Annotated in this window: 13 protein-coding genes and 1 tRNA gene; 6 read left to right on the top strand and 8 right to left on the bottom strand. The window is 64.3% G+C overall.

Translation table 11 applies throughout. From position 1 onward, the window contains the following. A partial coding sequence (locus L288_RS28840; RefSeq protein WP_021237652.1) for an energy transducer TonB occupies positions 1-446 on the top strand: 446 nt, incomplete at its 5' end. A 102-nt stretch (positions 447-548) separates the two neighbouring features. On the opposite strand, the gene L288_RS28835 is transcribed toward L288_RS28840, so the two are convergent. After that, positions 549-1898 (bottom strand): alginate export family protein, encoded by a 1350-nt coding sequence (locus tag L288_RS28835; RefSeq protein ID WP_021237651.1) that lies wholly within the window; start codon positions 1896-1898, stop codon positions 549-551. A 46-nt stretch (positions 1899-1944) separates the two neighbouring features. Between L288_RS28835 and L288_RS28830 the strand changes: the two genes are divergently transcribed. Next, on the top strand, positions 1945-2901 hold the full coding sequence (locus tag L288_RS28830) for a chromate resistance protein ChrB domain-containing protein (protein WP_021237650.1): 957 nt from the start codon (positions 1945-1947) through the stop codon (positions 2899-2901). Then, positions 2898-4298, top strand: a complete 1401-nt coding sequence (gene chrA / locus L288_RS28825) for a chromate efflux transporter (protein WP_021237649.1) — start codon at positions 2898-2900, stop codon at positions 4296-4298. The genes L288_RS28830 and chrA overlap by 4 nt, the downstream gene beginning before the upstream one ends. A gap of 28 nt (positions 4299-4326) precedes the next feature. On the opposite strand, the gene L288_RS28820 is transcribed toward chrA, so the two are convergent. From L288_RS28820 to L288_RS28800, 5 genes are all read right to left on the bottom strand, one after another. Next, positions 4327-4403 (bottom strand) — tRNA-Arg (locus tag L288_RS28820). A gap of 34 nt (positions 4404-4437) precedes the next feature. After that, positions 4438-4914: a DUF1178 family protein gene (locus L288_RS28815; RefSeq protein WP_021237648.1), complete on the bottom strand. Its 477-nt coding sequence runs from the start codon at positions 4912-4914 to the stop codon at positions 4438-4440. Next, complete coding sequence (locus tag L288_RS28810; RefSeq protein WP_021237647.1) at positions 4911-5741, bottom strand: carbon-nitrogen hydrolase family protein; 831 nt, start codon at positions 5739-5741, stop codon at positions 4911-4913. The genes L288_RS28815 and L288_RS28810 overlap by 4 nt, the downstream gene beginning before the upstream one ends. A 5-nt stretch (positions 5742-5746) precedes the next feature. Next, positions 5747-6004 (bottom strand): glutaredoxin 3, encoded by a 258-nt coding sequence (gene grxC / locus L288_RS28805; protein WP_021237646.1) that lies wholly within the window; start codon positions 6002-6004, stop codon positions 5747-5749. A 49-nt stretch (positions 6005-6053) separates the two neighbouring features. Further along, a complete protein-coding gene (locus L288_RS28800) occupies positions 6054-6803 on the bottom strand; it encodes a double zinc ribbon domain-containing protein (protein ID WP_021237645.1) in 750 nt (249 codons plus the stop codon). A 44-nt stretch (positions 6804-6847) separates the two neighbouring features. Between L288_RS28800 and L288_RS28795 the strand changes: the two genes are divergently transcribed. After that, the gene (locus tag L288_RS28795) at positions 6848-7696 is read left to right on the top strand and encodes a methyltransferase domain-containing protein (protein ID WP_021237644.1); all 849 of its coding nucleotides are present in this window, start codon (positions 6848-6850) and stop codon (positions 7694-7696) included. A gap of 72 nt (positions 7697-7768) precedes the next feature. On the opposite strand, the gene L288_RS28790 is transcribed toward L288_RS28795, so the two are convergent. Both L288_RS28790 and L288_RS28785 read right to left on the bottom strand, forming a co-directional pair. Continuing rightward, positions 7769-8737, bottom strand: coding sequence for a diacylglycerol/lipid kinase family protein (locus L288_RS28790; RefSeq protein WP_021237643.1), 969 nt, complete (start codon positions 8735-8737; stop codon positions 7769-7771). 6 nt (positions 8738-8743) lie between these two features. Further along, entirely contained in the window at positions 8744-9235 is a 492-nt protein-coding gene (locus L288_RS28785; RefSeq protein WP_021237642.1) for a DUF2141 domain-containing protein, read from the bottom strand. A 133-nt stretch (positions 9236-9368) separates the two neighbouring features. Between L288_RS28785 and lptF the strand changes: the two genes are divergently transcribed. Both lptF and lptG read left to right on the top strand, forming a co-directional pair. Next, complete coding sequence (gene lptF, locus L288_RS28780; protein WP_021237641.1) at positions 9369-10589, top strand: LPS export ABC transporter permease LptF; 1221 nt, start codon at positions 9369-9371, stop codon at positions 10587-10589. Between the two features lie 4 nt (positions 10590-10593). Next, positions 10594-11694 (top strand): LPS export ABC transporter permease LptG, encoded by a 1101-nt coding sequence (lptG, locus tag L288_RS28775; RefSeq protein ID WP_021237640.1) that lies wholly within the window; start codon positions 10594-10596, stop codon positions 11692-11694. Positions 11695-11723 lie beyond the last annotated feature (29 nt).

Raw genomic sequence — 11723 nt, 5'->3', positions numbered from 1 at the left:
CTCCGGTCATCCTCGTGCCAGCGCCGGTCCTTCCCGCCGCTGGCGTCCCGGCCGCGACGGGAAGCGGCAACGGACCGGCCGGAGACAATGGCACCGGCAATGGAAGCGGATCGGGCGGCAGCGGCGCAGGCCGTGGCAGCGGGTCCGGCAATGGCGACGGCGGCACATTCTCGCCCGCCCGGCAGACCGGCGGACGCTTCCGCAACTCGGACTTCCCCGACTGGCTGCGCGGCAAGGTGCGCCTGAAAATCGGCGTGCGCTACAGCATCGGCGCGTCAGGCCGCGTCGATAAATGCGAGATCATCGAAAAGAGCGGCTATGCCGAGGTAGACGACATGACCTGTCGCGTCATCATGGAACGCTATCGCTTCCGCCCCGCCCGCGACCCCGACGGCTATGCCGTGACCGAAGTCAGGGAAGAGGATTATCGCTGGCAGGTACGATGATCAACGGGCAGTCCGCGCTGCCCCGTCACCGTTCGGGCTGAGCCTGTCTAAGCCCCGCCTGAGCGCTTCGCCCGAGGCCTCTCTCCGCAAGGAATCCAAGGCTTAAAAACTCGCCGTCACATTGAACGAGCTATAACGCGTCCACTTTCCACCGGGCGCATTCGGTGCGTCCCGCAGGAACCGCCCCTTGGCGAGCAGCACCCCGTCAAATTCGAAACGCAGCCGCGCCGGAATGATCCAGTATCGCACCCTGCCCTCCAGCTGATGTCCGGCAAAGCTGCCCGACCGGCCCGAACTGTCGCGCACGCCGGTGGCCGAAAAGGCGTCCGTCCGCGACGCAAGCCACAGGGCGCGATAGACCGCGAACCAGTCCCACCGCTTTCCGGGCGCCGCCTCGATGCGAAGGCCCGGCGTTACGATATTGGTGCGCGCAATGGCATTATAGAGGCCAGCGGGGGCCAAATCCGCCCTGCGCATGCCGAACAGCGTGTCGAACCGGCCATAGCGCCCGCCTGCCCTGTCGCCGCTCGCCCGGTCGAACTCGACCGACAGGCGCGCCTTCCATGCGCCGGGAAAGCTGTAGCCCGCATCGGCATGCACGAAATTCGCGCTCACCTCTTGCCGCGCGGCCCCCGCCGCCAGCGAGGCGCTGATGCTGCCCGTCTGGTAGAATGCCTCGACCTCATAATCGAAGCGGCCTGTCTCCGGCTCGCGGATGATCCGCCCGCCGAACGTGTCGAGCGACCGGTCGCGCGTCGGCCTGCCCGGCCCATCGCGCTCGCCCAGGTGAAAATAGGTCAGTTCCGCCGTGGCCGGGCCGATGATCTTCGCCTTGCTGACGATGCCGCCCCACAGGACCTGATCGAAACTCTCCCGATCCACCTTCACCCGCTTGTTCCTGACGCCTTCCGCGTCGTCAGGCCGCCGAAGCTGCGGCAGCGTATAGATGAAGACCGCTTTCACCCCATGCGGCGCGCTCAGATCGGCTCGCAGGCCCGTATAGCCGTTGGTCGTGTTGCGATAATCATCCGCAGCGACCAGACGCCGCGATCCAAGGTTCAGCGTCATCCGCCCCGCCGTCAGGTCCAGTCTGCTCCCCCTGCCCACCGGATCGTCTATCCGCGCTCCGATATAAGCCTGCACCAGTTCGAACGCATTGACCTCATTGGTGGAAACCGGCGTGCCCGGATCGGCGCCATAGACGCGGCTGTCGAACAGTTCAGCGCCAATGCGGAACGCGCCTGACCGGTATTCGCCCAGCAATTGCGACCGGATGTTGAACAGGCTGTCCTCCCCGTCAAAGCCCGCCCGCGCCTGCCCCTCTATCTCTTCGAAGCGCAGGCGGACGCTGCCGCTCAAGCTGAAGCCCTCATCCTGCGCCGCGACGGGCGTCACGCCCAGCACGGCGGACAGGAGGCTGGCCATGACGGCGAAGCGAGCGGCATGTGGCATGGATATTCCTGTTTCAACGAATCATATATGTTGATACATATGCATCATGACCCAAGCCGAAACCAGCCCCTGGCTCGCTCTGCTGCACCAATTGCCCGCCAAGCCCCCTTATCTTCGCGTGAAGATCTGGCGGCGGCTGCAATCCATCGGCGCGGTGCCGCTGAAAAACGCCGTCCATGTCCTGCCCTCTTCGCCGCAGGCCGAGGCGGCCCTCCTCGGCCTTCTCGGCGAAATCGCCGAAAATGGTGGCGAAGCAACCCTGATCGAAGCGCGTCTTCTCGCCGGGCAGTCGGATCAGGATGTGCGGCTGTTGTTCGATACCGCGCGTGACGCCGATTATGACGAGATCGCGCAATCGGCGCGGCGGCTGCTGGAAACCGGCCCCGCCAGCGGCGCTGACATCGCGCGCCTGCAAAAGCGCTTGGAAGAGGTGGGACGCCTCGACTTTTTCGGCGCTCATGGCAGGCAGGATGCCGAAGCGGCCCTCGCGGAACTCGACCGCCAGCGCTACCAGCATCCCGATGTCAGCCGCTCCGAACCGGCCAGCACGCCCCCGGCCGCCGACCTTACCGGACGGACATGGGTCACGCGCAGCGGCGTCCATGTCGACCGCATCGCCTGCGCCTGGCTGATCCGGCGCTTCATCGACCCGGACGCCCGCTTCAAGTTCGTCGACAGCCGCCATTATGATCCGGCGGACGGCGAGTTGCGCTTCGACATGGCGGACGCGGAATTCACCCATGAAGCAGATCGTTGCAGCTTCGAAACAATCCTGCTCCGCGCAGGCCTGGACGCCGATCCCGCACTGCGCGCAATTAGCGAGATCATTCATGATTTAGACATTGCCGACGACAAATTTTCCCGCCCCGAAACCGCTGGCGTCGGCGCCATGCTCTCCGGCGTCTGCGCCTCCACCGACGACGATCTCCAGCGCATCGCCATGGCCAGCGAAGCGCTCAACCAGTTCCACGCCTATTTCAGCAACAGAAAGGCGGACCGATGAACGCCACCGCATCCCCCATCGCCTCCGGCTCCATCGCGGCAGGAGAACACGGCATCCCGCTCGGCGAAGCAACACGCGTCTGGGCACGTATCGCCGCGCTCAGCTTCGGCGGCCCCGCCGGACAGATCGCCGTCATGCACCGCATCCTGGTCGAGGAAAAAAGATGGATCGGCGAGGAGCGTTTCCTCCACGCTCTCAACTATTGCATGCTGCTGCCCGGACCGGAAGCGCAGCAGCTCGCCATCTATATCGGCTGGCTGCTTCACAAGACGAAGGGCGGCCTGATCGCGGGCACCCTCTTCGTTCTGCCGGGCTTCCTCGCCATATTGGCGCTCAGCTATCTCTATGTCCTTCTCGGCCATGTCCCGCTGATCGAAGGGCTGTTTTTCGGTTTGAAGGCGGCGGTGCTGGCGGTGGTGGTGCAAGCGGTGGTCCGCGTCGGATCGCGGGCGCTCAAGAACAATGTCATGCGTGGCATCGCCGCGGCGGCGTTCGTCGCCATCTTCTTCCTCGACGCGCCCTTTCCGCTGATCATCCTGGCGGCAGGCCTCGCCGGCTATATCGGCGGCCGCAGCGGAGCCGCCCAGTTCAAGGGCGGCGGCGGCCATGGTCCGTCAGCCAGCAACGTCATCCATGACCGCGACACGGCGCTGGGCGAAATGCTCCCCGCGCATGCGCAGCCGAACCTGCGATGGTCGCTCAAGATATGCTCCATCCTTCTGGCCCTGTGGCTTGGCCCGGTGCTGGCGCTGTTCCTCGTCCTGGGGCCGGATGACATATTCACCCGGATCGCCAGCTTCTTCAGCCAGATGGCGGTGGTGACCTTCGGCGGCGCTTATGCCGTGCTGGCCTATGTCGCGCAGGAAGCGGTTGGCACCTTCGGCTGGCTCAAGCCTGGTGAGATGCTCGACGGCCTGGGAATGGCCGAAACCACGCCCGGACCGCTGATCATGGTCACGCAATTTGTCGGTTTCCTCGCCGCCTTCCGCGACGCGGGGCCTCTTTCCCCGCTGGCGGCCGCCACATGCGGCGCGATCCTCACCACATGGGTCACCTTCGTTCCCTGCTTCCTCTGGATCTTCGCGGGCGCTCCCTTCATCGAAAGGCTGCGGGGCAACAAGGCGCTGTCCTCCGCACTCACAGCCATCACGGCCGCAGTCGTCGGCGTCATCCTCAACCTCGCCCTGTGGTTCGCCATCCACACGCTTTTCCGAAGAGTGCAGCAGCTGCCCACCGCTTTGGGGACGATCGACGTCCCGCTTTTGGCCTCGATCAACATTCCAGCGTCCCTGCTCTCCGCCGCGGCACTGGTCGCAGTGTTCCGCTTCAAGGCTGGCGTGCTACCGGTGCTGGGGACCTGCGCAGCCCTGGGCGCCGCTTATGTGGTCCTTGGCTGAAGAAGCAGCCGGTAAAGGATGATGTGTGTGGTGCACCCGACGGGATTCGAACCCATGGCCCTCAGATTAGGAATCTGATGCTCTATCCTGCTGAGCTACGGGTGCCCGATGACGGCTCTATTCTGCGGGAGGCGCGGGGTCAATTCTTCGCTTCGGGCGGGATGACGGGAAAAGGCAGCGCGGCCACCTCCACGCCCTCGGCGATCAGGGCGCGGGCTTCGTCGGGAGCGACTTCGCCGTGGATGCTGGCGCGGTCCTGTTCGCCATAGTGCATCGCGCGCGCCTGTTCGGCAAAGCCGCGTCCAACCCAGGTGGAGCCTTCCAATACCTTCGCCTGCGCCTGAGCGAGGCTCGCCATCAATTCCCGCATCCGCGCTTCATCGCCCGTCACCGCCACAGGCGCAGCGTCACTTTCAGGCTGGCGCACGGCGGCGGCGCGGCTGTTTCCCTTGGGCGCAACGGCAGGAGCCATCAGTGCCTTGGCCACCTGCGTGTCGCCGCACATGGGACAGGTGAGCAAGCCCCGCGCCGCCTGATCCTCATAATCGGCGCTCGACCCGAACCAGGCCTCGAACACATGATCCTGAGCGCTGCACTTCAAATCGAAAACGATCACGATATTATCACGTCCTGGGCTATGACCCGCCGGTTGGCGAGCGCGGGCACGCGCGCGCGAACCTCCTCTATGCGGGCAAGGTCGATTTCGGCAAGACCCAAGCCTGCGTCAGACCCCATGTCCAGCAGCACGTCACCCCACGGATCCACGATCAGGCTGTGGCCATAGGTCTCCCGCCCGTCCGCATGCCGGCCGGTCTGTGCCGCCGCGATGACGAAACAGCCCGCTTCAATAGCACGGGCGCGCAGCAGGACATGCCAATGGGCCTGTCCGGTAGGCACCGTGAAGGCGGCGGGCATCAGCAGCACGGACGCTCCCGCATCGGTAAGCGCCCGGTAAAGGTCGGGGAAACGCATGTCATAACAGATCGACATGCCCATGCGTCCCCATGGCGTATTCACAGCCACCACGCGATCGCCCGGTCCATAGACGGAGGATTCCCGCCAGCTTTCGCCAGTCGCCAGATCGACGTCGAACAAATGGATCTTGTCATAGCGCGCGCGGATTTCGCCCGCCGCGTCGATCATGAAGCTCCGGTTGGCCCAGCGGCCGTCTTCCCGTTCATCTTTCAATGGCAGCGATCCGACATGGACCCACAGGCCATGCTTCGCTGCGGCCTCCTGTACCCGGGGCAAGACAGGATCATCCGCTTCGGACCGCAGGGTTGCCGCAGCACGCTGCCGGTCGCGATCCAGATAGCCCGCCATTTCCGGCGTGAAGAGAATGTCCGCACCCTCCCCCGCAGCGCGCGCGATCATGTCCGTCATCGCTGCGGCATTTGCGGCGGGATCGACCCCGCTCGTCATCTGGAAGATCGCGGCGCGCATCGGTTTTATACGCCCAGCAGCGGGTCGAGCTTTCCCTGCCGGTCCAGCGCCGCCATGTCGTCGCTGCCGCCGATGTGCCGCCCGTCGATGAAGATCTGCGGCACCGTCGTTCCGCCATTGGCGCGCTCCAGCATCTCGGTGCGTTTGGGTCCGCCCATGGTGATGTCATATTCCTCGAAGTCGACGCCCTTCCCCTGGAGCAGCGCCTTGGCTCGCGCGCAATAGCCGCACCACGCCTTGGTATAGATTTCGACTTTCGCCATGGGTCCCGATACTCCTTGCCAGTTCAAATTGTGGCTGGGCGCGCCTTTGTCAATCGGCCGCCTCGTCGCGGCCGGGCAAGGCGCGCGCCCAGCACAGCAAATGAACGCTGGACGCGCCGCCGCGTTTCAGCACGCGGGCGCAGGCGGCAGCGGTGGCCCCGCTCGTATGCACATCGTCGATCAGAATCACTGCCCGCCCTTTGAACCGATGGTTTCCTGCGAGAGCGAAGGCGCCCCGCACGGCCTTGGCCCGGCGTTTGGGGTCCATGGCGCGCAGCGGTTTCGTCGCCCGGATACGCTGCAAGCCATGCTTGTCGACATCCAGCCCCAGCAGCTTGCCCAGATGATCGGCGATCAGCGCGGATTGGTTGAAGCCCCGCCACCATAGCCGCCAGCGGTGTAGCGGCACCGGCACCACCAGCGGCGGCGGATCGCTGATCCCGACGTGCCGCGCCATCTGCCGCGCGATCAACCGGGCGAGGCCGATCCGCCGCCCATATTTGAGCCGCAGCGCCACCCTTCGCGCGACATCGCCATAGGCCAGCACCGCCCGCGCAGTGTCGAACGGCGGCGGATCGGCAAGACATGATCCGCATGCGCTGTCCTCCCCCATGTCATAATCGAACGGCAGGCCGCACCGGGCGCAGCAGGGGTCGCTCAGAAATTGCATCCCGCTCCAGCAGCGCAGGCAAAAGGCGTCCTCCGCATCCACGATGATCCCGCATCCGGGGCATCGCGGCGGCAGAGCGTAGTCGATCACCGGACGTGACACGGCCTTGAGAAAGCTGAGGAGCGGCATGATCTCCCTTGTTCCCGCTCCTCCGCCGATGCACAAGGCCCGCCATGACCCAGCCCGACATCTTCGACCGCGCCTTGAGAGCCAAACGGCGGGACCGGATGATGGGCCGGTTCGCCGGTCATGACTTTCTCTATCGCACGATGCTGGACGAACTGCTCGACAGGCTTGCGGATGTGAAGCGCGATTTCTCCGAAGTGCTGCTGATTGGATGCCCGGACGACAGCGGCCGGACCGCTCTGGAAGCCATGGGCAAGCGAGTCGTCTGCGCCGATCCTGGCTTTGCGGCGGCAAGGCGGCAGGGCGGCGTACAGGTGGATGAAGATGCCCTGCCCTTCGCCGACGATAGTTTCGATCTGGTGGTCGCCTGTGGAACACTCGACAGCGTCAATGATCTCCCCGGCGCGTTGATCCTGATACGCCGCGTCCTGCGGCCGGACGGTCTGATGCTGGCGGCATTCACCGGCGCTGGCACCCTGCCCCGCCTGCGCGCCGCCTTGATGGCGGGGGAAGGCGACCGCCCCGGACAGCATATCCACCCCCAGGTCGATGTGCGCGCCGCTGGGGATCTGCTCAGCCGCGCCGGTTTCGCCATGCCGGTCGCAGACAGCGAAACGATCTCCGTGCGCTATGGCGACATAGTGCGGCTGATGCAGGATCTGCGCGGCATGGGGGCAGGCAATGTCCTGACCTCGCGGCCGCCTGCCTTGCGGCGCGAAGCGTTGATCGGGGCGGCCGGGCAGTTTGCGGCCGCTGCCGATCCCGATGGGCGCACGGCCGAGCAGATGGCGATCCTGTACCTTAGCGGCTGGAAACCGCATCCAAGCCAGGCGAAGCCCGCCCGGCGCGGCAGCGCGACGGTTTCGTTGGCGGAAGCGCTTAAACGGAAGGAATGAGGGAGAAGGAACCGGCGTTGCCCATGTTCCCTTCCACTACCTCAGGCGGTCCCCCTCCCCTTCTGAACGGGGTTAAGCAGCGAGCCGGAGAAATGGCACAGGCTCGGTGGAGCGCAGCACGATGGGCTTGCCTTCCGACGCTTCGAACAGCTCGCCGTCCAGGATGACGCTACTATGCTCGCCCTCGATACGGATGATATCGCCCTGCTCAAGGTGGATGCCCTGCATCTTCGCCTTGCCCACCCGGCGGGTCACGCTGGCCCAGGCCAGGCGCAGCAAGGCGGAAAGGCTCTGATCGACAGCCATCAGCTTCATATTGCCGCGCCGGCTGTCGCCCGGCTGCACGCCCAGCAGCAGCCGTTCCAGCGTCGTTACGATCAGTACCGCGAATCGCCCCGCAAGTTGACCGTCACGGATCAGAGAAATGCGCACCGGATGGCTGGATTGCGGCAGGAAGTGCGCCTTGATCCCGAAGATTAGCGACGCCAGCACTGCTAGCACCGTCAGGAAATGGCTAAGGCCATTGGACAGTCCCAACGGATAGATGCGGTTGCGGCAATAGAGCATGTAATCGGCAAGGCCTGCCCCGCCCAGAAACATGCCCAGCACCGGCCGCGTATCGGCACCGCCATCCGAAAGAGCGATCAATTCTCGCGCAACGACATGGTCGTCAACGCCCGCCTTGGCGATCTGAACGATCCTTTCCAGCGCTTTGATAGGATCGCCGTGGATGCCGAGATCGAGCGCGATCAGGTTGGTCTTGCCATTGGGCAGCACGGCGATCGGCGGCACCCGGCCCTTGAAATGCTCACCCTGATATAGTTCGGTCAGCGCGGCCTGAACAGTGCCGTCCCCGCCATTGATGACGATGACCACCGGATCGACGCGCGCGATGGTCTGCAACGCCCGGCCGATCTGGTCGACATGCTCCACCTCATAATGGAAGATGTCGGGATTGCTGGCGCAGTAACTGCGCACGCGCGGCAGGCTCTGCCGGTTGCCCGTGGATTTGGGATTGGACAGGAGCGCGACGTGGACCATCTGGGATCACATATATTGAAGGTTGATGGTGATCCGCGTCACACCCGGACCAACCTGAATCGCGGCCTTCTCGACCGAAGGCTTGCCCAGGTTGAAGATGCTGATGGACGGATTGTTGGAAAAGCCGCCGCCGTCGCGCGAAATCTCCGTCTTGCCATTGCCGTTGCGGTCATGGCGGACGGCAATGGCGTAGCGGCCGGGCTCAGGCACCGGCATGCAGAAGCGCATGGCCCCATTGCTGGGCCGCACTGCCGTGTCGATGCGGTTCAGCCAGGCGCCCTTTGCCAGCCAGGCGCTTTTGGTGGCGGGGTAGGTTTGCAGACGCACCTTGCCCGTTGGCGCAGCGAATCCCCGGACGTCCACCAGCACCGCCGGCCCCGTGGCCGAAGCGCCGCAGCGGTCGAGGTCGTTGCTGATTTCCTGTCCATGGGCCATTGCGGGGGTGGCGGTGAGCAGCGCCACCGGCAAGAGACCCACCGAAACTTTGAACATGACCATCCAACTCCGTGAAGCTATAGCCGCCCAATGAACCGGACGGCGAGCCCCTGTTCGCCCCGCAAACTTCTTTCCGTGATTCCGCTATGGGGTGGGTTTGCGGCCAAATCATGGTGATGGGACGACCACATAGAGAATGCTGACCGCCATTGATCGATATCTGGCCCGGCTGATCGCCCTGCCCATGCTCGGCACGCTGGTGATCTCCGCGATGCTGCTCGTACTCGACAAGATGCTCAGTCTTTTCGACTTCGTGGCGGCAGAGGGTGGGCCGGTCAGCGTCGTATGGCGGATGCTGGCCAATATGATGCCCGAATATCTGTCGCTGGGTATCCCGATCGGGCTGATGCTGGGCATTCTGCTCGCCTTCCGCAAGCTGGCCCTCTCTTCCGAACTGGATGTGATGCGTGCGGTGGGCCTGTCTTACGGCCGCCTGCTGCGCGTGCCCTATATGTATGCAATCGCGCTGGCATTGCTCAATTTCGGCATCGTCGGCTTCGTCCAGCCGCTATCCCGCCATGCCTATGAAGCACTGCGTTTCGAACTGCGTTCAGGCGCGCTTGGCGCATCGATCAAGGTCGGCGAGTTCACGAGTCTGGGCAAGCGGATGACCTTGCGAATCGAGCGCAGCCTGGAGGGCGGGCGCAATTTGCAAGGCATATTCGTGCGCGCCGTGGGGAAGGATGGGCAGACCGTCGCCGTCACGGCTGCGCAAGGCAGCTTCCTTGCCACCGACGATCCCGACACCATCATCTTCCGCCTGCGCGACGGCGTGCTGGTGAACGACGCGCCCAAATATAAATCGCCGCGCATATTGTCTTTCTCCAGCCACGACCTTCCCATCGACCTGCCGCAGATCGAGCGGTTCCGGGGACGCAATGTCGACCGGGAGAAGACGATCATCGAACTGGCGGTCATGGGCCGCGATCCTTCGGTCAAGCCCAAGCTGCGCAACGAGATACGCGCCAATTTTCACTTCCGCATGGTGGAAGTGGCGATGATGCTTCTGCTGCCGCTCGCAGCGCTCGCCTTCGCGATTCCGCCCAAGCGATCGACCTCGGCGCTGGGCGTGTTCCTGTCGATCGTCTTCATCGTCACCTATCACAAGATCAACGAATATGGGCAGAGCATCGGCGCTCTTGGCCGGATCGATCCGATCATAGCTTTATGGACGCCGTTCCTGGCCACCGCTGCCCTGATCCTGTGGATGTATCATGTCGTTGCCCATCGCCCTGGCGGACAGCCGATCGGCGCGCTGGAATATGCCTTCGCCAAGCTTGGCAAGCAGGTGGGCAAGCTGCTGCGCCTGGGGCGACGGCGCAAAAAGCCCGATCTCGCAGCGGAAGGGATAAGCTGACATCATGCAGTTCGACTTTTTCCCCTCCCGCCAGCTTAGCTGGTACATGGCGCGCCTGTTCTTCACCCGCACATTCGCGGTGCTGGCGCTGCTCGTTGTCGTTCTTCAGACGCTCGACCTGCTGGGCGAATCCGGTGATATCCTCGCATATGCGGGCAATGGCGACGCGCAACTGTGGCATTATGTAGGCCTGCGCATGCCGCAGATCATTGCCCGGTTCCTGCCCTTCTCAGTGCTGCTCGGCACGCTGATCATGCTCGCAAGCCTCAACCAGAATAGCGAGATCATCTCGATGAAGGCGGCTGGCCTGTCAGCGCATCAGATATTGGCGCCGCTGATCGCATCGGCGCTGGTTGTGGCGCTCATCAGCTTCGCCTTCAATGAAAGGATCGTGGCGCGCTCCACTGCCCGGCTCAGCGCGTGGCAGGCGGTAGATTATGGACCCCTGCCGCGCGACAGCGGGATAAAAACCAGTCCCTGGGTGCGGGAGGGCAACAATCTGGTGACGGCCGCCATCGTCGCGGGGCGCGGCACCGCCGTTCAGTTGCGGAAGGTCGAGATCTTCAACCGCGTGAACAACAGCCTCGTCACCATCATCCAGGCTCCCAGGGGCCATTATGACGCCGCGACGAAAAGCTGGGTGCTGGAGGACGCGCGCCAGTTCGACGTCGCACGCGGCACCGAACGGCAGGTCGGCACCGTCCGCTTCGGGCGCGACATACGGCCGGATCAGTTCACGCTGGCCAAGGTCGATCCCGATGCCATGACTTTCAGCGAATTGCGCGACGCCATTACGGACCTGCGCGATGCAGGCAGGCCAACGGCGGAACTGGAAGGAAGTCTGTGGCACAAGGTGTCGGGGCCGTTGTCGGCACTGCTGATGCCGATTTTGGGATCGGTCGCTGCCTTCGGACTCGCGCGTTCCGGCCAGCTGTTTGTCCGCGCGGTCATGGGAATGGCGCTTGGCTTTGCCTATTTCGTGGCGGATAATTTCTCGCTCGCCATGGGCAATCTTGGCGCTTACCCGCCCTTCCTTGCCGCCTGGGCGCCCTTCTTCCTGTTCCTGCTGCTGGGTGAAACCGTCCTGTTCCGCACTGAGGAATGAGCGCCTGCCCCAGGCCAGGGGCGCGCCGC

Origin of the sequence: Sphingobium quisquiliarum P25 (assembly GCF_000445065.1) — a bacterium.
Classification (GTDB): Bacteria; Pseudomonadota; Alphaproteobacteria; order Sphingomonadales; family Sphingomonadaceae; genus Sphingobium; species Sphingobium quisquiliarum.
This window is presented reverse-complemented; position numbering and strand designations above follow the sequence as displayed.

What these genes read in the sequence shown, in the direction of transcription:
- L288_RS28835 (WP_021237651.1), bottom strand. Translation starts at nt 1,898, where the DNA reads ATGCCACATGCCGCTCGCTTCGCCGTCATGGCCAGCCTCCTGTCCGCC.
- L288_RS28830 (WP_021237650.1), top strand. Translation starts at nt 1,945, where the DNA reads ATGACCCAAGCCGAAACCAGCCCCTGGCTCGCTCTGCTGCACCAATTG.
- chrA (WP_021237649.1), top strand. Translation starts at nt 2,898, where the DNA reads ATGAACGCCACCGCATCCCCCATCGCCTCCGGCTCCATCGCGGCAGGA.
- L288_RS28810 (WP_021237647.1), bottom strand. Translation starts at nt 5,741, where the DNA reads ATGCGCGCCGCGATCTTCCAGATGACGAGCGGGGTCGATCCCGCCGCA.
- grxC (WP_021237646.1), bottom strand. Translation starts at nt 6,004, where the DNA reads ATGGCGAAAGTCGAAATCTATACCAAGGCGTGGTGCGGCTATTGCGCG.
- L288_RS28800 (WP_021237645.1), bottom strand. Translation starts at nt 6,803, where the DNA reads ATGCCGCTCCTCAGCTTTCTCAAGGCCGTGTCACGTCCGGTGATCGAC.
- L288_RS28795 (WP_021237644.1), top strand. Translation starts at nt 6,848, where the DNA reads ATGACCCAGCCCGACATCTTCGACCGCGCCTTGAGAGCCAAACGGCGG.
- L288_RS28790 (WP_021237643.1), bottom strand. Translation starts at nt 8,737, where the DNA reads ATGGTCCACGTCGCGCTCCTGTCCAATCCCAAATCCACGGGCAACCGG.
- L288_RS28785 (WP_021237642.1), bottom strand. Translation starts at nt 9,235, where the DNA reads ATGGTCATGTTCAAAGTTTCGGTGGGTCTCTTGCCGGTGGCGCTGCTC.
- lptF (WP_021237641.1), top strand. Translation starts at nt 9,369, where the DNA reads ATGCTGACCGCCATTGATCGATATCTGGCCCGGCTGATCGCCCTGCCC.
- lptG (WP_021237640.1), top strand. Translation starts at nt 10,594, where the DNA reads ATGCAGTTCGACTTTTTCCCCTCCCGCCAGCTTAGCTGGTACATGGCG.